Origin of the sequence: Chitinophaga filiformis, assembly GCF_900102545.1 — a bacterium.
GTDB lineage: Bacteria > Bacteroidota > Bacteroidia > Chitinophagales > Chitinophagaceae > Chitinophaga > Chitinophaga filiformis.
The window spans coordinates 1,029,099-1,053,699 of the sequence record NZ_FNBN01000001.1; the positions used below are offsets into that span (position 1 = coordinate 1,029,099).

At 44.9% G+C, this 24,601-nt stretch carries 13 protein-coding genes; 8 read left to right on the forward strand and 5 right to left on the reverse strand.

Annotated features, from left to right (window positions below):
• Positions 1-2: 2 nt before the first annotated feature.
• Entirely contained in the window at positions 3-3,362 is a 3,360-nt protein-coding gene (gene ileS / locus BLR32_RS04240) for an isoleucine--tRNA ligase (protein WP_089828981.1), read from the reverse strand.
• 247 nt (positions 3,363-3,609) lie between these two features.
• Here ileS and BLR32_RS04250 point away from each other — a divergent pair, with 247 nt between their 5' ends.
• A complete protein-coding gene (locus BLR32_RS04250; RefSeq protein WP_089828983.1) occupies positions 3,610-4,071 on the forward strand; it encodes a PepSY-like domain-containing protein in 462 nt (153 codons plus the stop codon).
• Between the two features lie 1,143 nt (positions 4,072-5,214).
• On the opposite strand, the gene BLR32_RS04255 is transcribed toward BLR32_RS04250, so the two are convergent.
• Positions 5,215-6,138: a helix-turn-helix domain-containing protein gene (locus BLR32_RS04255; RefSeq protein WP_143011358.1), complete on the reverse strand. Its 924-nt coding sequence runs from the start codon at positions 6,136-6,138 to the stop codon at positions 5,215-5,217.
• Positions 6,139-6,391: 253 nt separating this feature from the next.
• Here BLR32_RS04255 and BLR32_RS04260 point away from each other — a divergent pair, with 253 nt between their 5' ends.
• The 5 genes from BLR32_RS04260 to BLR32_RS04280 all read left to right on the forward strand — a co-directional run bounded on the left by BLR32_RS04260 (position 6,392) and on the right by BLR32_RS04280 (position 15,684).
• Entirely contained in the window at positions 6,392-8,071 is a 1,680-nt protein-coding gene (locus BLR32_RS04260) for a hypothetical protein (RefSeq protein WP_143011359.1), read from the forward strand.
• A 116-nt stretch (positions 8,072-8,187) separates the two neighbouring features.
• Positions 8,188-10,167, forward strand: a complete 1,980-nt coding sequence (gene gyrB, locus BLR32_RS04265) for a DNA topoisomerase (ATP-hydrolyzing) subunit B (RefSeq protein ID WP_089828986.1) — start codon at positions 8,188-8,190, stop codon at positions 10,165-10,167.
• 395 nt (positions 10,168-10,562) lie between these two features.
• Positions 10,563-11,024: a hypothetical protein gene (locus BLR32_RS04270; protein WP_089828987.1), complete on the forward strand. Its 462-nt coding sequence runs from the start codon at positions 10,563-10,565 to the stop codon at positions 11,022-11,024.
• Positions 11,025-11,242: 218 nt separating this feature from the next.
• Positions 11,243-14,278: a SusC/RagA family TonB-linked outer membrane protein gene (locus tag BLR32_RS04275; RefSeq protein ID WP_089828988.1), complete on the forward strand. Its 3,036-nt coding sequence runs from the start codon at positions 11,243-11,245 to the stop codon at positions 14,276-14,278.
• Positions 14,279-14,292: 14 nt separating this feature from the next.
• Positions 14,293-15,684, forward strand: a complete 1,392-nt coding sequence (locus tag BLR32_RS04280) for a SusD/RagB family nutrient-binding outer membrane lipoprotein (protein WP_089828989.1) — start codon at positions 14,293-14,295, stop codon at positions 15,682-15,684.
• A 69-nt stretch (positions 15,685-15,753) separates the two neighbouring features.
• On the opposite strand, the gene BLR32_RS04285 is transcribed toward BLR32_RS04280, so the two are convergent.
• Complete coding sequence (locus BLR32_RS04285; RefSeq protein ID WP_089828990.1) at positions 15,754-16,461, reverse strand: SIMPL domain-containing protein; 708 nt, start codon at positions 16,459-16,461, stop codon at positions 15,754-15,756.
• A gap of 223 nt (positions 16,462-16,684) precedes the next feature.
• Here BLR32_RS04285 and BLR32_RS04290 point away from each other — a divergent pair, with 223 nt between their 5' ends.
• Positions 16,685-18,634, forward strand: coding sequence for a lectin-like domain-containing protein (locus tag BLR32_RS04290; protein WP_089828991.1), 1,950 nt, complete (start codon positions 16,685-16,687; stop codon positions 18,632-18,634).
• A 230-nt stretch (positions 18,635-18,864) separates the two neighbouring features.
• Here BLR32_RS04290 and mfd read toward each other — a convergent pair whose 3' ends face one another.
• Entirely contained in the window at positions 18,865-22,242 is a 3,378-nt protein-coding gene (mfd, locus tag BLR32_RS04295; RefSeq protein WP_089828992.1) for a transcription-repair coupling factor, read from the reverse strand.
• 109 nt (positions 22,243-22,351) lie between these two features.
• On the opposite strand from mfd, the gene BLR32_RS04300 reads away from it, so the two are divergent.
• Positions 22,352-23,071, forward strand: coding sequence for a ferredoxin--NADP reductase (locus tag BLR32_RS04300; protein ID WP_089828993.1), 720 nt, complete (start codon positions 22,352-22,354; stop codon positions 23,069-23,071).
• A gap of 80 nt (positions 23,072-23,151) precedes the next feature.
• Here the strand turns inward: BLR32_RS04300 and BLR32_RS04305 are convergent, their stop codons facing one another.
• Positions 23,152-24,582, reverse strand: a complete 1,431-nt coding sequence (locus BLR32_RS04305) for a glycine--tRNA ligase (protein ID WP_089828994.1) — start codon at positions 24,580-24,582, stop codon at positions 23,152-23,154.
• Between the last annotated feature and the right edge of the window lie 19 nt (positions 24,583-24,601).

A 24,601-nucleotide genomic window follows, 5' to 3' on the forward strand; every position in this document is an offset into this window, starting at 1 on the left:
GATTAGCTTTTTTTGTTAACTAATACGTTGAATGTCAAATCATTTACTTCTATTTCAATACCTTCCTGTAATTCCGGCACTATCTCCAGACTATCTGCCAAAATTTCCGTGCAAATATAGTCATTATAGTTAATAATCGCCGATTTCAGACTGTCTATTACTGCCACTTTTACGTGTATTCTGTCAGTAAGTTCGAAGTCACTATCCTTCCTGATTTTCTGTATACGATTCACCAATTCACGGGCATTTCCCTCATCAAGCAGCTCTGGTGTAATAGTAATATCAAGCGCTACCGTAAGGGCGCCTTTATTAGCTACTGTCCAACCGGGAATATCTTCTGAGATGATCTCTACGTCTGATAACTGTATAGGTAGCTGTTCATCTTCAATCTGAAGGATAAATTCTCCACTGCGTTCAAGGGATGCGATATCTGCTGCTGAGAATGCACTGATAGCTGCTGCCACGGCTTTCATCTTGGCCCCCATTTTTCCACCCAGGGACTTATAATTCGGCTTGATCTTTTTCTTTATGAAACCTTCCGTTTCCGTAAGATAGTCAATACCTTTCACATTCACCTCACTTTTTATCAGGTCCTCTATTTTTTCTATTTGCTCTTTTATATGAGCATTCTGAACAGGTATTAATATCTTCTGTAACGGCTGACGAACCTTAATGTTCACTTTCTTCCTGAGAGATAGTACCAGCGATGATATATCCTGCGCCAGCTGCATTCTTTCCTCCAGGTCGGCGTCTATTGCTGATTCCACCACTACAGGAAAATTCAAGTGGTGTACTGAAGCATCCGCATGACGATTGCTTACATTATTGAGGTTGCCAAATAACCAATCTGCAAAGAACGGTGACACAGGCGCCATTAAACCAGCCAGTGTTTCAAGACATTCATACAAGGTCTGGTAAGCCGAGATCTTGTCATGAGCGTATTCACCTTTCCAGAAACGGCGACGGCACAGGCGCACATACCAGTTACTCAGGTGCTCGTCAACAAAAGCCTGCACGGCCCTGCCCGCCTGGGTAGGCTCATAATCATTAAAGTAACCTGTTACGTCTTTCACCAGTGTGTTCAGCAGGGAAATAATCCAGCGGTCTATCTCCGGACGGTCCTTCAACGGGATGTATGCTTCCTTGAAAGTGAAGCTGTCCAGGTTGGCATACATTGCGAAGAAATTATACGTATTGTACAGGGTGGAGAACAGCTTACGCTGTACTTCACGGATGCCTTCAATATCAAATTTCATGCTATCCCATGGGGAAGCGTTGGTGATGAGGTACCACCGTGTTGCGTCCGCCCCAAATTGTTCCAGTGTAGCGAACGGATCCACAACATTACCCAAACGCTTACTCATCTTATTGCCGTTCTTGTCCAGCACCAGTCCGTTTGACACCACCGTTTTATACGCCACACTGTCAAACAGCATTGCAGCCAGTGCATGTAGGGTATAGAACCAGCCACGTGTCTGGTCAACACCTTCAGCAATGAAATCGGCCGGGAAGCTTTTCGCAAACTCTTCTTTATTCTCAAATGGGAAATGCCATTGTGCATAAGGCATTGCTCCACTATCAAACCACACATCTATCAGATCCGGCTCACGTCTCATCGCTTTACCGGAAGGACTTACCAATATTATATTATCTACATAAGGCTTGTGCAGGTCTTTTGTAAGGTACTGGATATATTCCTGTACTGTGGAAGTACCTGCTGTACCAGGGGTATATTCCATGATACCGGCATCCAGGGACTTAGCCAGTTCAGTGCGCAGTTCTTCTATGTTACCGATGCAGATCTCCTCTGATCCGTCTTCCGTACGCCATACCGGCAAAGGAGTACCCCAGTAACGGCTGCGGCTCAGATTCCAGTCCACCATATTTTCAAGCCAGTTACCAAAACGGCCTGTACCTGTGCTGGCAGGCTTCCAGTTGATGGTCTTATTCAGTTCCACCATTCTGTCCTTGAGAGCAGAGGTTTTGATGAACCAGGCATCCAGCGGGTAATACAACACTGGCTTGTCTGTACGCCAGCAGTGAGGATAGGTATGCTCGTATTTTTCTACTCTGAAGGCCCGGTTCTCTTTCTTCAGTTTCACTGCGATATCCACATCCACATCCTTATAATCAGGATCGCTCTTGTAATTCTTTACATAACGGCCGCCAAATTCCCCTACTGTATCAAGGAACTTACCCTGGCGGTCTACCAGTGTCATAATACCGATACCATATTTCTTTCCTACACGGTTGTCATCTGCACCGAAAGCAGGAGCTGTATGCACGATACCAGTACCATCTTCGGTGGTAACAAAGTCGCCCAGCAGCACACGGAATGGATCGCCTTCTTCCGGTTGTACATAAGGCAACAGTTGTTCGTAGCGGATATTCTCCAGCTGGCTACCTCTGAAAACAGACAGTATCTGCCACGGAACGATCTTGTCGCCTTCTTTATAGGCAGCAAAATCACCATCCTCACCTTCTTTCTTAAAATACTTACCGATCAGGTCTTTCGCCATTACAACAAACACCGGCAAGTGCGTGTAAGGATTGAAAGTACGTATGAGTGTATATTCTATATTAGCGCCTACTGTCAGACCAAGGTTTGATGGCAGGGTCCATGGAGTAGTGGTCCAGGCCATAAAGAATACTTCCGCTGCAGGATCCGCTTTTCTGGCAGCTTCAAAGAGGAAAGCAGATTTGTCTGATTCCAGGGCTTTGAACATCGCCACCACAGTTGTATCCTTTACTTCTTTATAACAACCTGGCTGGTTTAGTTCATGAGAACTGAGACCGGTACCGGCAGCAGGAGAATAAGGCTGGATGCTCACACTCTTGTATAACAATCCTTTCTTATATAATTCCTGCAGGCACCACCAGAGACTTTCTATATATGTATTGTCGAAAGTAATGTATGGAGATTTGAGATCTACCCAATAACCCATTTTACGGGTCAGGTCATCCCACTTATCTTTATATTTCAGTACTTCTGTGCGGCAGGTATTATTATATTCCTCAATGGTGATCTTTTTACCAATGTCTTCCTTCGTGATACCGAGCATTTTTTCCACACCCAGTTCCACAGGTAATCCATGGGTATCCCAGCCACCTTTACGTTTTACCTGGAAACCGCTCATTGTTTTGTAACGGCACACCAGATCTTTCAGGGTACGGGAAATAACATGGTGAATACCAGGCATACCATTCGCACTGGGCGGACCTTCATAAAATACGAAAGGAGTAGCGCCTTCGCGCAGGGACACGCTTTTCTCGAAAGCCTGTATTTTTTCCCAATGCGCCAATATGTCCTTTTCTATCTGCGGTAAATTCAGCTGGTTATATTCCTGATATTTGCTGGCCATAAAACAATTCTCCGCCCTTTGACGTTATAAAATAAGTTGATTAAAATTCTGCAAAGTTACGGATTTTAGAGCAGCCTGGAAAAAGGCCTGACCACTAAAAAACACAGATTTGCTTTTAATTGCGGTTTTTTTTGTATTTTTACCGGGCATTAGTTCGTTGCTAGCCTTTTTGGCATTGTTTTGGTAACTACGACGGAAGAATAAGTTGAAAAACTCAACCCAATTGAAAAACCATATCTGATTATTTATGAAAAAGTTAGTATTAATAATTTGTGTGGCACTCATATCTTCCGGCACAACTTTTGCACAAAAGAAATCAGCAAAAAAAACAAAGAAGGTAGTTGCTAAAGAGGTGGTAGCTCCCGTAGCTGTAAAAGATGCATTTCAGCAGACTTTTTCAGGATCGGAAGCGAAGTGGTCAAAGAACTATAGCGGACATTGGGTCGCAAACTTTACAAAAGAAGATGTAAAGACTGCAGCTGAATATGACGCAGATGGTAAATGGGTAGCTACCCGTAGTTCATATGCAGGTGACAGGATACCAGAAGCAGTATCCTCTACACTCAGATCAAAATATCCAAGCGCCACTATAAAAGATGGCTGGAAAATTGAGAGATCAGATGTAGCTGCATATTATAAGGTTAATATTCAGGATAACGGTGTTGAAAAGGTGGTGTTGATTAATGAAAATGGAACCGTTACAGAATAATAACCACATTAATTAGTATTTCATAGGTATAGGGATAAATAGGACAGACCCTGCTCTTTTGGGCGGGGTTTTCTTTTTCTATCTGTTTGTTAATTAATACGTTCTCTCCTTATACACATAATGTCACATGATGCGACTATCTGTCGTCCGGACTGCCAAACCTGGCGATATCCCATCCCCTTTCAAACACCACCAGTCTTAACATTAGTCCATCCTTTGCATCAATCTATATATTAATCAATGCATTAATATTCCCCTACCTGCCTTCCTATCACTCTTTAAACCTGCCTTGTATTCAGTACGACTGTAGTGGAAAGGCGCAGCTATGCCTGCCTACTTTTAAAGTGGGAAGCAATACATGTCAAAATCTGTGCTGGCAAATTGAAGAATATGCAGGATAATGTTTGCCGGGAGTACCTCGTACAAGCTGTATGAGAATATTCTTTAACAATGGCCATAAAAATGGCTTTGAGGTTATCAATACAAAAGCTTGCTGTCTTAGTGCGACTAATATACAAATAGCTATGCAACCGGGCATCACAATAGTATTTATAGGTCACCTCAATATCCCTTTGATATATAGATACCCTTTAAATAGCCTCTTGATGTCATTTAACCACCTTAATAGTAAGCCGATTCCAGGCCGATGGTAAGCCGACAGTAAGCTATCCGAACGCTGTGGAAAGATTATTCAGCTCTGCAGTCTATTATTTTGATGTGCACGGTAGATCCGGATTGGCTGCTAATAACAAACAGGCTATATAAAACACAAACCGTCTCGTTTGAGACGAGACGGCTTTATGTAATTACGGTAGAAAGCTTACCTGGCAAAAATTGCACTTTCCAAAAGGTCAAAATTGGGTGTTAATGAGGTGCAAAAAAAATTAATGGCTTTACTCATTTTTGCCCTGTAAGCTCTCACCATGGTCAAATCTGATAAGGAAGCTTATAAGGAAGATCAGGATAAATATCTGCCGATCGTGATACAAAGAAACGCCAATATTCCGGGGACTGTTTGTGTATTCGGGAAAACAATTGATCAAATCGGGAAAAGTATGTGGCAGGAACGGAAATAAAAAATCCCGCTCTGATCAGAGCGGGATCCCTATATAATAGCTTTCGATCTTAACGATTGATTTTCAATTATCTCAACAACAATTCACAAGGCTTCAAACCAGTATGTTTCTTAAATGCCGTAGAGAAATGGGAAATACAGGAATAACCCATCAGGATCGCTACTTCAGAAACAGACATGCCTCTTTCATACAACAGGTTCTTCGCCTTCTCCATTCTTTCCTTCTGGAAATAATCATAGATAGTGGTGCCATACATTGCCTTGAAGCCCTTCTTCAGGTAACATTCGTTCATGGCAACCCGGCGGGCCAGATCACGGATCGTGATAGGCGCATCCAACTGCTCTAATAATATATCACGGGCTTTTTCTATCTTCTCGCGGTCTTCCAGTTGTGTCAGAAAGCGGCAACCGAAACGGTCGTCGGTATCATTCTGGGCAAACTGGTCTGAACTGAAGAGGAGTAATTCCAGCGCCTTGCTCTGAAGGAAGATGTTTTTGAGAGCGCCATCATAGTTATGATGCACCATTTGCTCCAATACTTCTTTGGATTTGGTACTGGGCTGGATCGTTTTAACAAAAGGCTTGCGGGACTGCATGTCGAAAAGGGTGGAATTAGTGGCCCCTTTCTGCAGCGATTGTATGAAGGAAGGTTGGAAACGGACAGTGATCATGTCGATGGAGGGAGATTTCTGCACGCAGTTATCTTTATGTCCATCCACACACACACGGTCAGTACAACCCGGATTCTGGCAATACTTGTTACCCGCCACGCAATAACGTAATTCGATGGCAGCAGTCTGCCCTCTTTTAGCCGGTTGATATACCACCATGGCCACATCCTCTACCGGCAACGGACGATCATACGTAAACCGCTGCAAAGTAAAATCGAGACAGTCCGGCACCGTAACGGCGTCGTCTTCTGCCAATAGCAGCTGGTCGCTCATAGCGGGCTGCCGGATGGCCAATGATAATATGTCCTGTACCTCTTTCACGCCATTCGTTTTGTTAAATCCGTCACAAAAATAGGCATTCAAATTTTATTCAGAAACGTTTTGACATTCAGGTTACAAAGGGAAAACGCCTAAAAAGTGTAAAATTCACATCTAATTTAATGAAAAATAGCCACTTATCATTCATTGACAAGTTTCAATATTTTTTCTGTAATGGCAAACAGGCAGCTTCTTTTCAGGATGGGGTAAATTATTATAGGGGACTATTGGTATGAATTTCGTTTAATTGTATATGATGCAGAAAAGACCACTTATTCAACGGATCTGGAAAAAGGTACTCCTATCAATAGCCATATTAATACTACTGGTGCTTGGTGCAGCGTGGTACATCGGGCAGCGTTGGAATAAACAGATCCAATGGCAGTTAAGGGCCTATATCCAGGACATGTCAGATAGCCTGTATACCCTACGCTATTCGGATCTCAACCTGAATCCCATCACCGGTAGTCTTACACTGGAAAAGGTAAGCCTGATAAGAGATCCGGAGGTATATAAACGCCTTCAGAATGAACAAAGGGCTCCTAAGCTGATTTACAGCTTTACGGCCGACCGGGTGTCCCTAAGCTACTTCAGGGTATGGCGCTATTTCATGAAAAAGGAACTCAATGCCGGCTCCCTGGTGCTGAGCAATCCGGTGGTTATGCTGGAGCTCAATCTGCAGAATAAAGACACTACCGTCCGGAAGAACGCATATCAGAATATCTCTTCAAAGATAAAATCGCTCTACCTGGGCACCCTCCAACTCAATAATACGAATCTCAGGTATACCGTCGTAAAACGGGACAGCGGCCTGGTAATGACCCACCTGGAGCAGCTACGGATACAGGTAAAAGACTTTCTGATAGACTCTGTGGCACTGGAGGACCCCACCCGTTTCCTCTATGCCAGAAACTATGAATTCGGTTTGAAGGAATACCGGTACCGTACACCGGATAGTCTTTACTGGATGCATGTCAAGGATGTCCATTACAGCGCTGAGGAGCAAACATTACGGATCGGCCAGTTTGCCGTCGAACCCCGGTACCCCAGGGCGGAATTTGATATCCGTTCCAAAACCCAGCGTGACCGCTTTGATGTAAAACTGAACAACATAGAACTGGCCCGGCTGCAGCCGCGTATGCTGCTGGAACACCAGGTCATCTGGGCCGATAAGCTGACCATTAATAACGGAGTCCTGGACATCTACCATAACCGCAAACTGCCAGATGCGCCAGGCAACAAACTGGGACAATTCCCCAATCAGCTGTTCAAAAAACTGGCGATACCTATATATATAGATAGCCTGGTAGGGAAGAAAACTGATATTTCCTACACGGAGATCAACCCGAAATCGGACGAAGCGGGGAAATTGAGCATCAAACAGGTGCACGGTATCTTCCGCAATGTGACCAATATAGACAGCATGGTTGCCAAAAACAGCCATATCACGGCCGACCTTAACGCGATCCTGATGAATAGCGGGAAGCTGAAGGTACACTTTGACTTTTCTATGAAAGACACCCTGGGCGGATTTGGGGTCTCAGGACAGGTGAAAAGCATGGACGGGAAAGATCTGAACCCGGTATTGAAGCCCTTGGCCATGGTACAGGTGAAATCCTGCGATATAGAAGACCTGTCCTTCAGCATGACGGGCAACGAACGCAGGGCTTCCGGCCAGGTAAAATTCATTTACAGCAATCTGAAAGTGAATATTCTGAAAAAAGAAGAGGGCACACATGAGTTTAAAAGGAAAGGGCTAATGAGTTTCCTGGCTAACGTGCTGATCATCAAGGACAGTAATCCGGCCGACGGAGAAACCCGCCTGGCGCACCCTCACTATGAGAGGGATATTAAAAAGTCTTTCTTCAACCTGGTCTGGAAGACCTTATTTACGGGTATAAAAGAGACCGCTTTGGGCGAAAATTCACCCATCTAAAATATGTGGATATCAACGATTCAAAAAGCACCTCTTAAATATTGAAATAAGGCTCATTTTTCGTATTTTTGCACAATTCACGAGAATCCAATTCTAAACAGACTTTACACCCAAATATGAGCGAAGAAATAGCGCAAATAACTACACCTGCACAGGGAGGATATGACGCGGACAGTATACAGGTACTTGAGGGACTCGAAGCGGTGCGGAAACGCCCGGCGATGTACATTGGTGATATCGGCATAAAAGGACTTCACCACCTTGTGTATGAAGTGGTTGACAACTCAATAGATGAGGCACTGGCCGGTTATTGTAAGAATATTGATGTAACGATCTGCGAAGACAACTCTATCCGTGTTGTGGATGACGGTCGTGGTATTCCTACAGGTATGAACACCAAGGAGGGCCGTTCCGCCCTGGAGGTGGTAATGACCGTATTGCACGCCGGTGGTAAATTTGACAAGAATACATATAAGGTGTCCGGCGGTTTGCACGGGGTGGGTGTGAGTTGCGTTAACGCGCTCAGTACCCTTTTACATGTAACTGTACGCCGTGAGGGCAAGCTGTTCGAGCAGGAATATCAGCGTGGTATCCCACAGTACGCTGTGCGTGAGATCGGTGAGGCCGATACAACCGGAACCACCGTTCATTTTAAGCCGGACAACGAGATCTTTAAAGATACGACCTATAACCGCGAGATCCTTGCAGGCCGTCTCCGCGAACTGGCCTACCTGAACCGTAAGATCAGGATCACCCTGACTGACGATCGTGAGAAAGACGAAGCAGGTAACTCCATATCAGAGACTTTCTACAGCGAGGGCGGTATCATTGAATTCGTACAGATGCTGGATCGTAGCGGTCGTCGTAACGGACTGCTGCCTGATCCGATCTTCATCGAAGCGCACGATGCCTCCAGTAACGTAGCGGTGGAAGTAGCCGTGATCTACAATGATTCCTTCAGTGAGAATATCTTCTCTTACGTTAATAATATCAACACCATTGAAGGTGGTACACACGTAGCTGGTTTCCGCCGTGCTATTACCCGTGTATTCAAAAGCTATGGTGATAAGAACAAACTGTTCGAAAAGACCAAGATTGAAGTTACCGGTGATGACTTCCGCGAAGGTCTGAGCGCTATCATCAGCGTGAAAGTACCAGAACCACAGTTCGAAGGACAGACCAAAACCAAACTGGGTAACTCCGATGTAATGGGTGTGGTGGACAGCTCCGTAGCAGCCGTACTGGATGCTTACCTGGAAGAACACCCCCGTGAAGCCAAGATCATCATCAATAAGGTGGTACTGGCAGCACAGGCCCGTGAAGCAGCCCGTAAGGCACGCCAGATGGTACAGCGTAAGAGCGTATTAAGTGGTAGCGGATTACCGGGTAAACTGGCTGACTGCTCTGAAAATGATCCTGAAAAATGTGAACTGTACCTCGTTGAGGGTGACTCCGCGGGTGGTACAGCAAAACAAGGCCGTAACCGTAGCTTCCAGGCTATCCTGCCACTGAGAGGTAAGATCCTCAACGTGGAGAAAGCCATGGAGCATAAGATATATGAGAACGAGGAGATCAAGAACATCTTTACCGCCCTTGGGGTGACCATTGGTACCGAAGAAGATGATAAAGCCCTCAACCTCTCCAAACTGCGCTATCATAAGCTGATCATCATGACGGATGCTGACGTGGATGGTAGCCACATCGCCACACTGATCCTGACCTTTATATTCCGTTATATGAAGGCAATGGTGGAACAGGGTTATGTATACATCGCCCAGCCGCCGTTGTACCTCGTGAAAAAGAGCAAGGAACAGATCTATGCATGGACAGAAGACGACCGTAAGGCCGCTATCCAGAAATTAGCGAATGGTAAGGAAGATAGCGTAACTATCCAGCGTTATAAAGGTCTTGGTGAGATGAACGCAGAACAGCTGTGGGAAACTACCATGAACCCAGATAACCGTACCTTAAAACAGGTAACGATCGAAAGCGCTGCAGAAGCAGACCGCGTATTCAGTATGCTGATGGGTGATGAAGTTCCGCCAAGAAGGGAATTCATTGAGTCACATGCAAAATATGCGAAGATCGACGCATAATTTCAATCAGTAACAAAAGAGCAGGCGCCAATACCTGCTCCTCTATAGATAACTTAAAGAGGGTGTATCAGCAGTATGATACACCCTCTCTCTTTTCGGATACCCGATGGAGTCAGTTAGTCATTTAAGAAATTTCTCAGGACCTTCATCTATTTTTGATATACTCTTTTTATTTTCAATTCATACCCGGTTAATCAGGTCACTTTAGAGCATTAACACTTACATGCGCCTATTTATTCCCCAATTCCTGATTTTTTATGTCTTTCATTTCCAGACACTTCTCTGTTTATTGCCTCATAGCTGTTAAAAAACTTATAAATATTTTATTTAATTCATCAGAAAGTAACTAATTTGCAGTCCTATTTATCACTATACCTGAAGAAATTACCTATCCTATGAAACTCAATTCCCTCCTGGGATTCCTGTGTCTGTGTCTGATCGCTTTCACGTCTTGTGATAAGGAAGAAGTAGTTAAGGCATCCGGATCCTGCTCTTTTAAATTTGACGGTAAATCTTTCTCCGCAAATACCTCCTACGGAGAAGCTTTCGATACCACCGGAATAGGTAAGAAAGTGCTGCTCATTCAGGGATTAACCGGTACACTGAACAGCGCCATTGCAATTATGGTTGTTTTCCCCGACACATTAAAAACAGGCACCTTTACAGCTGCAGAACATGCCAATATCGTGTTCACCAACTCTGTATCAGGCGCCGAAGCTTATGAAAGTACCAGCGCTACTATAAAGATTACAAGCATAAATAGTAAGTATGCCGAAGGCACATTCGACGGCATTTTAAACAATGGCGAAACAGAAAAGCCATTAACGGACGGAACGTTTAAAGTAAACATTAATTGATCATCGTTTTTTTTGAAATCTTTTTCCATCGTGTCCCGCCTCTCAAGGCGGGACTTTTTTTTGGTTAATATCCGTCTATAGATAGTCAAGAATCATAAAAAGTTAGCCCCCTTCTACTATTACATTTGGGTACACATCATTTTAAGTCATTTGCGCAGATGACGGGATAAGTTATTTAGAGAGGGGAAATCACAAAAACCAATATCTAATCTCGTTGTATGAAAAGAATCTTATTTAACCTGCTGGCATTGCTTGCGGGACTGCTGGTCTATTCCTCAATAAATGCACAGTCGAGGGGGATAGAGGGAACAGTGACCGATGAAAAAAAACAGCCAGTCAGCTTTGCCTCCGTTATTATTAAAGGCAGCTCAAAAGGGACAACCACCAAACAGGATGGATCATTTAAACTTGAAGTAGCCCCGGGTACAATACTCCTTATACGTGCGGTAGGATACGCAATAAAAGAAGTTCCGGTGGGCAGTGAACAACATTTTAACATTACGCTTTCAGAAAACGCCAGTGATCTGAATGAGGTAGTGGTAACCGCATTGGGCGTCAGGAAAGAGAAAAGAAACCTCACCTTTAGTGCACAGGAAGTAAAGAGTGATGAGATATTGCGGGCGAAAGAACCGAATGTACTGAATGCGCTTACCGGTAAAGTAGCCGGCGTTCAGATCACCAGCTCCTCCGGTATGCCAGGTAGTTCCGCACGTATCGTGATACGTGGTATTACTTCTATTTCCGGCGAAAACCAGGCATTGATCGTAATGGATGGTGTGCCCATCAACAATGATGAAAGTGGCGGTACTTATAATGGTGGTCCGGGTTCCAACAGACTGGCCGACATTGATCCTGCTACTATTGAAAACATCAACGTGCTGAAAGGTGCTGCCGCTACTGCGCTATATGGTTCTGCCGGCGCCCGTGGCGTTGTGCTGATCACCACCAAAAAAGGAGCTGCAGGCCGTAAACCGGTACTGACATTATCCTCCGGTCTTTCTTTCGAAAATACCATCTTCCCTGACAGACAATATACTTATGCACAGGGCGATCAGGGCAACTACATCGATGGCGAGACCAGGAAGGCCAGCACCTCCTGGGGACCACGCATGGATACATTAACTGTCAACGGACAAAAAGTCAAAGCACACAATCCGCTGAAAGAATTTTTCCGCACGGGTGTTACTTCAAACAGCACTGTTAGTGTATCTGGCGGCAATGCGCAGTCTAATTATTTCATGTCCTATTCCTACTTTGATCAGAAAGGTACTATACCCAAAACATCTTATGCCCGTCATAGTGTATTCACCAAATACAGTACACAGATACTGGACAAACTGAATGCTACATTTCAACTGACCTATACTACTGCAAAGAATAATAAAATGCCTGAAGGATATGGGCTGGAAACACCGCTGTGGACTATATTCACCGCTCCTGTTTCCTACGATCTCAAACCGTATCTCAATCCTGATGGCTCACAACGTTTATACCGCAACAGCCGTAATAACCCATACTGGGTATTGGATAATGTATTGAACACTACAACCGTAAACAGGTTCCTGCCGGTGGTTACTTTAGTATATGCTCCGTTTGATTGGTTATCTATTACTGAAAGAGCAGGTGCTGATATCTATGCAGATCAGCAAAGCTATCACGTGAACATGAAAGATATTACTTACAGTACCGGTCTGACTTATAGCAACAACAAAAACTTCAGGCAGTTCAACCACGACTTCATTGTACAACTGAAGAAACAATTCGGTGCAAAAACCAATACCAGCCTGCTGTTAGGTAATAACGTTTATTCTGAGCACAACGACTATATGACTGCATTGGGCCTTGGTCTTGCAAAAGCAGGTTACTACAATATGGCGAGTGCATCATCTGTTACTTATACAGAATCAACAACCCTGCGCAGGAAAGTTGGTTTTTATGCACAGGCGGAAGTAGACTATAACCGCTTACTGGTACTGTCTCTCACAGGAAGATATGATGGAAGCTCCGTATTATCTTCAGAAAATACTTACTATCCATACGGCTCTGTAGCAGGTGGATTTATCTTCTCAGAGTTATTCCATGATAAGCTGAAAGAAATAATTCCTTTCGGTAAAATAAGAGCATCCTATGCTTCGGTAGGTAATGACAATGTGAAACCATATGCTACTACTACTCCTTATTACCAGGCCATCATCTATGGTGATGTGAGCAGCAACCTGACATTCCCTTATAATGGACAGAACGGCTTCCTTGTGAGTTCTTCATTAGGCAATCCTAATCTGAAAAATGAATTACAGAAAGAATTTGAACTGGGACTGGAAACTAAGTTACTGAACAACAGAATAGGACTGGAAGCATCCTATTTCGACAGACGTATGTCGCAGGGTATAGTGGAAAACATCTCACTGGCAAATTCCACAGGTTATGCCAGCACTACTATCAACTCTGCGAAGATGTCTACAAAGGGAGTGGAAGTGTTATTAACACTTACTCCTGTAAAAACAAAAGACTTTACCTGGGATGTAACAGTGAACTATACAAAGCTCAAACAGAAAGTTGAACACATCGGGGGTGGACTCACTCAAACAAGTATCGGAAGTATCTATGCAAAAGAAGGAGAACCATGGGGGCTTATCTATGGCACCAAATACGCACGTACTGCAGATGGCCAGTTGCGTATCAATGAAGCAGGGCTGCCTTATGCTTCCGGCGATTTTGATGTAGTGGGCAATATTACTCCTGACTGGATAGGCGGTATTACAAATCAGCTGCGTTACAAACAATTCGGTCTTAGCTTCTTCTTTGATACAAAACAAGGCGGTGATGTGTTGAACTCTGATGATGGTTATGGCCTGTATTATGGCACCTCTGTAGCTACTGCAAAGAGAGAAGACAGGGTAGTACCCGGCGTTAGTGATGTAACAGGTGCACCGAATAAAGTATCTGTTACGGGGCAAAGTTACTTCCAGCAGATCAGTGGTATCACAGAAGCTGTTATACAAAACGCATCGTATATCAAACTGCGTAACGTAAGTCTGTCTTACACCCTCAGCAAAGGTGCGCACAAATTGCCTTTCAGAGATGCATCTATCGTATTAACAGGCCGTAACCTGTGGATACATAAAGATGCCAGCTTCAGCGGCGGTGATCCGGAAGTGAATTCATGGGGCGCCGGCAATGGTGGCTTAGGCGTCTACACGTTCTCTGCTCCTACTTCCCGCTCCTTTGACTGTACGTTAAAATTCACCTTCTAGTAAATCATTGCTATATGAAAAGATCGTTCATTAATATATTCATGCTGGCAGTTATAACGCTGTCAGGATGTAAGAAATACCTCGACGTCAATCAGAACTCGAATGTACCTTCAGATGTATCTGAAAACCTGTTGCTGGCTCCATTGGAAGCAGGTGTTTCCCAATACATCGCGGCAGGTAATGCAGCCAGTCTTGTTAATCAATGGATGCAGAACTGCGTGCCTAATCAGCCTTTGCCTAATACCGTCAACTACATGGTGACCAGTTCCACATTTGATGACTTCTGGAACTCTCATTATGTAGTAGTGCTGAACAACCTCAGCATACTCGATAAACAGGCTACAGCCAATGGTAACAGCATGTATGCAGGCATTGCAAAAGTACTAACCGCTTATACACTGGGTTCGGCTACAGATCTGTGGGGAGACATACCATATTCCCAGGCATTCACCGGAACAGGCAATACAACACCGGCCTATGACAAACAGGAAGACATTTATAAGTCAATACAGTCATTACTGGATGAGGCCATCACACTGCTGAACTCAGGTGCAGGTGCTACTCCCCGTGCAGATGATTATTACTATGGTGGAGATATGACAAAATGGGTGAAGATGGCTTATACATTGAAGGCACGCTATTACATGCACCTTACAAAAGCACCGGGGTATACTGCTGTTGCACAGGCCAATCTTGCATTAACTGCATTATCTAACGGGATGACCAGCAACGATGATGATTGTGCGTTCGCTTACAACGGAACGTCTACTTCATCCAATGCATGGTACCTGCATTTCTACAATACATCGACACTGGTACTTTCCTCACACTATGTAGATTCATTGAAACAATACAATGATCCGCGTTTGCCCTACCTCGCCAGCAAAGCAGAAAATACAGGTTTATATACAGGCAATGTGATCGGTTCGGGGGCAGGCAATTTGAAAGACTTCTCAGTAGCAGGTAGTTTTTATGGCAGCATTTCATCCAAGGTATATATAGTGAACGCAGCAGAAGCATTGTTCCTGAAAGCAGAAGCAACTTACATCACTGCCGGTTATACGGCCGCACAGCCAGTATTCCGGCAGGCTGTTGCAGGCAATCTGCTGAAACTGGGTATTGACACTGCCAGCGCTGCCGCACAGGCATATTTGTCAAAAAGAGGCGTATTGACTGCAGATAATGCATTGCAGCTTATCATTGAAGAGAAAAACACCGCTAACTTCTTTTCAACTGAAAACTATGTAGACTGGCGCCGTACAGGTTATCCTGCATTAAAGATGATCACTAACAATCAGGTAACAAGTTTGCCTCGCAGGTTCCTGTATCCTTTGAATGAGATCACTGCCAATCCACAGGAACTACAGAAAGCGAAACTGACTGACAAGGTATGGTGGGATAATTAAACACTACTATAAAAAAGGAAAGGGAGCAACACATTAAGTGAGCTCCCTTTTTTATTATGCTACAGGTTATTATTTGATAAAGAAGACTGCTCTTACTTCAGCGCGTACTTTTATCTTTTTGAAAGAAGATGCATCTGCTGATTCAGCATTCGCTGCACGTGCAAAACTGTTAGCAAATACTGCGGGAGGAACATCTGCATAGTTATCAGTATTGATCTCCTGTACTTCCAATACACCATCAATTGCACTGCCAATACCTTCCAGCATGTAAGTTGCTTTTGCCTTCGCAGCCTGTAATGCTTTAGTCTTTACCTGCTTGCGATAGTCTTCCATTTTGCTGTGTGTATAGCTGCTGATATTTACGCTTTCAATTCCTTCAGCATCTACTGCACCCAGGATATCATTTACTTTATCGAGGTTGCTGAGTTTAAGACGATACTGTTTACGCGCCATGAAATCAGGATCTTTCTTCTTTTTGCTCCACCAATTGTCATAGTTGGTACCGAATACATTGGCAATGGTCAGATCTGAGGCAGGAATACCGGCTTCTTTCACTGCTTTCTGCAACTGGGCTTCCAGTGTAGCCATTTCTACCTTTGTAGTCTTATTTTTGAACTCGCGCAATGCGATATCGAGATAGATTTCATCCGGTGTAATCTCTATTTCTGCGGAGCCTGTTACTTCGATCTTTTTAACAGGGGGCTTATTGTCTGTTTGCTGCGCCTGGCTTAATGATGCTACGAATAATCCTGCCAGTAAAAACATTACCTTTTTCATACTGTTCTGATTTGATGTTAATTGAATGTTATGGTTTCCGTTGTTTGACTATATGATGCTACTGTATATCGTGATTCCATAAAAGGGGTAAAATATTTCTCCGGTATGCCAGCATACAATACTTTACGATAAAAGATATATCGGTCACCAGCCTGTAACGTTTCAAACTACTATATGTTACACTGATTATTTTTTTTATCTTACCTGAGAGAGCAATTATCCTATGACCAGACTATTCCAACTTTTGACAGGCTTGTCATGGCTGCTATTGTCCAACTTATCATTATCCGCGCAGTTACAAACCCCGTATATATTAAATGGTGCAGCAACTCAACAGTCATGTAACTGTTATGTGCTGACTGAAAATGTGACAAATACGAGCGGTACTGCGTGGAATAAGAATAAGATAAGCCTGAATAACTCTTTTGACTATTACTTTGATGTAAATCTTGGCTGCAAGGATGAAACCGGTGCAGACGGGATCGCTTTTATACTACAGACGCAGGGCACCAATCTGGGTGCAACGGGCCAGGGAATAGGGTTTCAGAATATCAGTCCTTCACTCGGTGTATTGATAGATACCTGGCAGAATATGTCTGACGGAGACCCGGTGTATGACCACGTTTCTATTCAGATGAACGGCGATATCTCCCATCTGGATTCCAATAACCTGGCAGGCCCTGTCACTGCGCTGGCTGGTAATGACAATATTGAAGATTGCGCCTGGCACATTTTCAGGATCAAATGGGATGCGACAAGCAAACTGCTGGAAGTTAGCATTGATGGCGCACTACGTGTTTCCGTACAAAAAGATCTTGTGGCAGATATATTTGGCGGAGCTCCGATGGTGTATTGGGGCTTTGGCTCAGCTACCGGTGGAAGTGCTAACAAACAGCAATTCTGTGCTGCTCTCCGGCCTCAGTTACGATTTGATAATAACCAGTTGTTTTGTGAAGGTGAGCCTATTGTATTTGGTGATGATTCCAAATCATTTGGCGACATTACCCGCCGCTTATGGGATTTTGGCGATGGTACCACCTCGACTGTTGCAAATCCTCCACCACACCTGTATGCGAAAGCCGGAGAATATAAAGTACGTTTAGTGATTGAAGACAATAGTGGCTGCATTTCAGATACCATGAAACAAAATGTGACCATCGGCTCTTATCCCGTCACTGACTTTACTATTGATCAGTTATGTACAGATCGTTCCGTCACTATCACTAATAAAACAACATTGGATGTAGGCACCATCCGGCAATGGGCGTGGGACTTCGGTAATGGGCAGACATCCGCTGTGCAACAACCTGCTGTGGCATATGCTGACACGGGTACCTATAAGATAACGCTACAGGCAACCACCACACAGGGATGTAGTACCAGCAGTCAACAGACAAGCAAGGTATATGCAACACCGCGTATCAGTGCTATAGGAGAGAATGCCTGTATTGGTCAACCTATCAGCTTTACCGGCACAGATGAGACGCCATTAGTTCCTTTATCTCAATGGTATTGGGATTTCGGTAACGGGCAGCAGCAAACCGGCCAGCAGATCGACTACATTTATCCGGCAGGAGGTACCTATCAGGCCACATTACATGTTGCAAGCCACGACGGCTGTTTATCCGATACGTCTTATGTACCTGTTAATGTGACTGATATCAATCTGTTTGCCGGCAATGACACACTCGCTGCCCGTGGTCAGCCATTACAGCTGAATGCCCGTACTAACGGCAGTGGTCTCCAATTTACATGGTCGCCCACCACAGGACTGACCGATCCCGGTATAGCAGATCCGGTCGCCTACCTTGAACGGGACCAGGTTTACCATCTCACTGTAACATCGCCTGAAGGTTGTGTTGAAATAGATACCCTAAACGTGAAAGTTTATGCCGGTCCGGAGTTCTATGTACCCACCGCATTTTCTCCCAATAATGACGGCCGTAATGATGTTTTCCGGGCTATCTCACCCGGGGTATCCCAGCTGGACTTTTTCTGTGTATGGAACAGGTGGGGACAGGAGGTATTCAGAACACAATCATTGTCTGCGAGCTGGGACGGTTATTTCAAAGGAACTCCCATGCCAGCGGGTACCTATGTGTGGATGATACAGGGAACGGATTATCAGGGGAGAATGTTTAACAGAAGAGGGACAGTAACGATCGTCAGATAAATAACAGTTCTTATAAAAACTCTTAGTTGCCAATCAATGCAGGAGGATGTATGTGGCTTATTTATAAGACCACTCTTTTGAGTTTGCATGTGGCATCCTATAGAACATAATACAGGAAATTGCAGCTTGCATGGCGATGTCTGCTTAGAGAAAATTGTTTTTATAGGAAAAATAAAGGCCAGCCTAATTAGACCAGCCCTTAAACACCAATCCGGTATACCACCCATTCATCAATCATTCCTCGCATCTTCCATCGCCTTCAGGAAATCATACAGGTCACTCATTGATCGTATACGATCTGCCACCAGCATGAAATTCTTTCCTACCTGCTTCAGTTTCGCGTTATTCACCCTCGTTTGCAGATAAGTAAGAATATGATTAAAGGTTGGTGATTCGAAGTATGGAGAATCCGGGTTGTTGATGAAATAACAACGCAGGGTTTCGTCTTTCAGCATCATCTTTTCAAAGCCCAGCTTGATCGCCATCCAGCGGCAACGGATCATGCAGAGCAGGTCTTTTACAGGCTCCGGTACTGGTCCGAAGCGGTCCTGCAGTTCAGCTTCAAACGCCTGGAGCTTGCTTTCCAGTGTGATATTATCCAGTTCCTGGTAAAGGTTCAGACGTTCCTGTATGCTTTCCACATAGCTGTCGGGGATCAGTATTTCGAGATCTGTATCGATAGTACAATCGCTTACGAAATCCTTCTTCTCTTCCAATTGCTCCTTGAAGAGATCACGGAATTCATTCTGCTTCAGCTCGCGGATCGCTTCATCCAGGATCTTCTGGTACATATCAAATCCTATCTCTGCCATAAAGCCACTCTGCTCGCCACCCAACAGGTTACCAGCACCGCGGATATCCAGGTCACGCATGGCGATCTGGAAGCCGCTACCCAGCTCACTGTGTTGTTCCAGCGTCTGCAACCTTTTACGGCTATCAGCAGGCAGTGTACTCATAGGAGGCGCCAGCAGATAACAGAAAGCCTTCTTATTGCTACGGCCTACACGTCCGCGCAACTGGTGCAGATCACTTAATCCGAAGTGATGCGCATTGTTGATGATGATGGTATTCGCATTTGGAATGTCCACACCGCTTTCCACGATGTTGGTACATACCAGTACATCATATTTCCTGTCAATGAAGTCAAGGATCACTTCTTCCAGCTGATGACCTTCCATCTGTCCATGTGCAGTGGCAATGGAGAGATCAGGACACAGCCCTTTAATGAGGCTGCTCATTTCGCCCAGTCCTTTCACCCTGTTGTACACGAAATACACCTGGCCGCCACGTTCTGTTTCATAATAGATCGCATCGCGGATCAGGTCATGATCAAATACATGTACTTCCGTTTCTATCGGCTGCCTGTTAGGCGGTGGTGTATTGATAACAGACAAGTCCCTGGCGCCCATCAGTGAGAACTGCAATGTTCTTGGGATAGGTGTTGCCGTTAGTGTCAGCGTATCTACATTCACCTTCAGCTGTTTCAGTTTTTCCTTGGCAGATACCCCGAATTTCTGTTCTTCATCTACTACCAGCACACCAAGGTCTTTGAATTTCACTTCTTTCCCCAGTAATGCATGGGTGCCAATGATGATATCTATCTTTCCTTCCGCGAGTTTCTGAAGAGTTTCTTTCTTCTCTTTCGCCGACTTGAAACGGTTCAGGTAATCTACTGTACAAGGGAAGTCTTTCAGACGTTCCGCAAACGTCTTATAATGCTGGAATGCAAGGATAGTAGTCGGCACCAGCACCGCAGCCTGTTTACCATCCACGATGGATTTAAAGGCAGCACGGATGGCAACCTCAGTTTTACCAAAGCCTACATCACCACACACCAGGCGATCCATCGGAGAAGGCGATTCCATATCCTTTTTCACATCGGCGGTGGCCTTACTCTGGTCAGGTGTATCTTCATACAGGAAGGATGCTTCCAGCTCTGTTTGCAGATAGGTATCCGGCGTATGAGCGAACCCTTGCTGTGCCTTACGGACAGCGTACAGTTTGATCAGGTCTTTGGCGATATCTTTTACCTGGGTTTTAGCCTTTTCTTTCAGCTTATCCCATGCATCGCTACCCAGTTTATTCACGCGTGGTTCCACGCCTTCCTTGCCGGAGTATTTGCTGATCTTGTGCAGGGAGTTAATGTTTACATACAAGAGGTCATTGTTCTTGTAAATAATACGGATGGCTTCCTGCATCTTACCACCTACTTCGATCTTCTGCAGACCGCTGTACATACCAACCCCATGATCTATGTGCGTCACAAAATCGCCCGACTGCAGTTCACGCAGGGTTTTCATTGTGATCGCCTTATTTTTGTTGTATGCCTGCTTTACCTTGTATTTGTGGTAACGCTGGAAGATCTGGTGATCGGTATAACACACCAGTTTCAGCGTATGGTCTATAAAACCATGACTGACTGGAGATGGGATCGGGTAGAATGTAAAATCTGCTTTCAGGTCTTCAAAGATGCTGCGCAGCCTTTCCAGCTGGCGGGCATTCTCAGCGAAGATGAAGAGTGAATATTTATTCTTGTTGTGAGCATCCAGGTCTTTGATCAGCATTTCAAACTGCCTGTTAAAGACTGGTTGTTCCTGTGTTTCAAAGTTGAGCGGAATAAAGGGACGGTTTGTCTCTTCCCACCACTGGCGATTGCTGAATATAACACAGTGTCTGCGCAAGAGCTCCTGCATCAGCGGATGCGCTTTTACGAAATCAGCTTCTGCAAGTTCTATCTTCTCATCGTCGCCTACCTTTACCGGCTGGCCGGTTTGCAGGAATGCGTCCAGCTTTTCTTCCAGTTGCAGCACTACATCCTGTATGAAACCCGGGTCTTTCATCCAGATGATGGTATTCTCCGGCAGGAACTCCAGCAGAGAGGTCTTCTGGTGGTTCAGACCCTGTGTATCCATATTGGCAATGAGGGTCACCTGTGTCAGCTTGCGTTCGCTCAGCTGCGTTTCGGGGTCGAAGAGGCGGATGGAGTCAATGTCTTCACCGAACAGCTCAACACGGTAAGGTTTCTCATTACCGAAAGAATAGATATCGAGGATACCTCCGCGAACTGCATATTGTCCCGGCTCGTATACGAAGTCGGTATACTCAAAACCCCAGCTAACGAGTTTCTCCAGCAGCTCATCCACTTTCAGCACATCCCCAACCTTCAGTTGCACCATGTTATTGCTGAATGCCACCGAGGCCGCTACCTTTTCCCAGAGCGCTTCCGGGTAGGTCACCAGGATCTTTTTATGAATGGCTGGTCCGGAGAACTTCATAAGCGCTTCGGTACGCAGCATGCTATGGCTGCTGTTGATTTCGTTGAAGTAGCCGGCTTTTTTGAAAGAGTCCGGAAAGTAGAAGATATCCAGCGCCTGACTCAATGACTCAAGGTCATTATGGAAGTAGGCAGCCTCTTCTTTGTCGTTAAGAATGAAGAGATGATTGACGGAATTGGCCAGCTCCCACGCTCCCGCCGCGATAAAGGTGGTGGCACTTCCGGTTAGTCCTGTTAATTGAAAATACTGTGGATCGGACAAATGTATCCCTTTCACCAGCTGTTGCAGGCGGGAATCTCGCTGGTACAGTTGTAAAACAGCCTGTATATTCATGAGGGTTGCAAAGATACGGAATTACTGCATTTGTCCAGCGCCGCTTATACGGCTGAAAGCCAGCGGGCTATGGACAATTTTGGTTATATTTAGTATAAATTCCACACAAATGCTGGACCAATGGTATAAAGGGCAGGTAACCCGTATCGTACAGGAAACGCATAACACACGCCGGTTCTGGATACAGATTCCCGAAAAGGAGCGCTTCGATTTCAAAGCTGGTCAGTTTGTTACCCTCGACCTCCCCATACACGAACAAAAGAACAAACGCTGGCGCAGTTACTCCATTGCCTCCCCTCCCGACGGCACGAATACGATAGAACTGGTCATTGTACTCCTGGAAGGGGGCGCAGGCACCACTTATCTGTTTAATGAGATAACGGAGGGCAGTGAACTGATACTAAAAGGACCGCTGGGCCATTTTACGCTACCGGAGCAACTGGACAAGGATCTGTTCCTGATCTGCACGGGCACCGGCATTGCTCCCTTCCGGTCTATGGCCCAGTACATCAAGGCACACGATCTGCCACATCCGCCCATCCACCTCATCTATGGCTGCCGGCAGCAATGTGATCTGCTCTATGCGTCAGAAATGTGCCAATTGGAACGGGAACTGGTTGATTTTCATTACATACCCACTCTTTCCCGGGAAGACAATCTCTGGACGGGGCGTAAAGGGTATGTGCACCTGATCTATGAAGAGCTGGCCCGCAGGCAACCAGCGCATTTCTTTTTATGTGGCTGGAAGAATATGATAGATGAGGCGAAACAGCGGATACTGGCGATGGGGTACGACAGGCATGATATTCACCAGGAACTATATGGCTAAACCTACATATCACTATATATCTTAATGAAAAAGGCTCCCGCCTGTGGTGAGAGCCTTCGTTCTATCATCGTTTTTATCTTCTATTCATTGATCTTATTCAGCACGATCTCTTTCACTTTGTCCATTGGCACCCTTTCCTGCTCCATACTGTCGCGGTAACGGATGGTAACAGTGTTGTCTTCTTTGGTCTGATGATCGATGGTTACGCAGAACGGAGTACCGATAGCATCCTGACGGCGGTAACGCTTACCGATGCTGTCTTTCTCCTCATAATAGCAATGGAAATGAGGCTTACATTGAGCAATCAGTTCATTAGCGATTTCAGGCAACCCGTCTTTCTTGGTCAGTGGGAAGATGGCCAGTTTGATCGGAGCTAATTTCGCAGGAAACTTCATTACCACACGGCTGTCTTCTTTACCGTCTTTACTCAGATCCTGCTCTTCATAAGCATTGGAGATTATCAGGAGGAACATACGGTCCAGACCAATAGAAGTTTCTATCACGTATGGCACATAGTTCTGATTGATCTCTGTATCGAAATACTGTAATTTCTTCTTGCTGAATTCCTGATGTCTGCCCAGATCGTGATCTGTACGGCTGTGGATACCTTCTACTTCTTTGAAACCGATAGGGAACTCAAATTCGATATCTTCCGCAGCGTCTGCATAGAACGCCAGCTTGTCGTGTACATGGAACCTGTATTTGTTAGGATCGATACCCAGGCTGAGATGCCATTTCAGACGCTCTTCCTTCCAGTATGCAAACCATTCTTTTTGTGTGCCAGGGCGCACAAAAAACTGCATTTCCATCTGTTCAAATTCACGCATACGGAATATAAACTGACGAGCTACGATCTCATTACGGAAAGCCTTACCTATCTGCGCAATACCAAAAGGTATTTTCATACGGCCGGTTTTCTGCACATTAAGGAAGTTGACAAAAATACCCTGTGCTGTTTCCGGACGCAGGTATATTTCATTTGCTTCCTCGCTCACACTACCCAGCTGGGTAGAGAACATTAGGTTAAACTGACGTACGTCTGTCCAGTTAGCAGTACCGCTGACACTACATTTGATATTATAAGTTTCTATAAGACTTTTCAATCCGGCCAGATCATCCGCAGCTAACAACTCATTCATTTTACTGATCAGTACATCCCCATTGCCTTCAGGCAGCGTTTCTGCATGAGCTTCTATCAGATGATCAACACGGTAGCGCTTTTTGCTATCCTTATTGTCAATCATAGGATCACTGAACCCATCAACGTGACCGGAAGCCTTCCAGATGGTAGGATGCATAAAAATAGCAGAATCTATCCCCACGATGTTATCATTCATCTGGGTCATGCTTTTCCACCAGTAATCGCGGATATTCTTCTTTAACTGAGCTCCATATTGGCCATAGTCATATACTGCACTTAAACCGTCGTATATTTCACTGGACGGGAACACGAAGCCATATTCTTTACAATGCGAGATGATCGCCTGGAATTTGTTCTGATCTGTAGCCATAGTGGCGCAAATATAATAA

What these genes read in the sequence shown, in the direction of transcription:
- BLR32_RS04280 (WP_089828989.1), top strand. Translation starts at nt 14,293, where the DNA reads ATGAAAAGATCGTTCATTAATATATTCATGCTGGCAGTTATAACGCTG.
- BLR32_RS04260 (WP_143011359.1), top strand. Translation starts at nt 6,392, where the DNA reads ATGCAGAAAAGACCACTTATTCAACGGATCTGGAAAAAGGTACTCCTA.
- BLR32_RS04250 (WP_089828983.1), top strand. Translation starts at nt 3,610, where the DNA reads ATGAAAAAGTTAGTATTAATAATTTGTGTGGCACTCATATCTTCCGGC.
- gyrB (WP_089828986.1), top strand. Translation starts at nt 8,188, where the DNA reads ATGAGCGAAGAAATAGCGCAAATAACTACACCTGCACAGGGAGGATAT.
- BLR32_RS04290 (WP_089828991.1), top strand. Translation starts at nt 16,685, where the DNA reads ATGACCAGACTATTCCAACTTTTGACAGGCTTGTCATGGCTGCTATTG.
- BLR32_RS04285 (WP_089828990.1), bottom strand. Translation starts at nt 16,461, where the DNA reads ATGAAAAAGGTAATGTTTTTACTGGCAGGATTATTCGTAGCATCATTA.
- BLR32_RS04300 (WP_089828993.1), top strand. Translation starts at nt 22,352, where the DNA reads ATGCTGGACCAATGGTATAAAGGGCAGGTAACCCGTATCGTACAGGAA.
- BLR32_RS04275 (WP_089828988.1), top strand. Translation starts at nt 11,243, where the DNA reads ATGAAAAGAATCTTATTTAACCTGCTGGCATTGCTTGCGGGACTGCTG.
- mfd (WP_089828992.1), bottom strand. Translation starts at nt 22,242, where the DNA reads ATGAATATACAGGCTGTTTTACAACTGTACCAGCGAGATTCCCGCCTG.
- BLR32_RS04305 (WP_089828994.1), bottom strand. Translation starts at nt 24,582, where the DNA reads ATGGCTACAGATCAGAACAAATTCCAGGCGATCATCTCGCATTGTAAA.
- BLR32_RS04270 (WP_089828987.1), top strand. Translation starts at nt 10,563, where the DNA reads ATGAAACTCAATTCCCTCCTGGGATTCCTGTGTCTGTGTCTGATCGCT.
- ileS (WP_089828981.1), bottom strand. Translation starts at nt 3,362, where the DNA reads ATGGCCAGCAAATATCAGGAATATAACCAGCTGAATTTACCGCAGATA.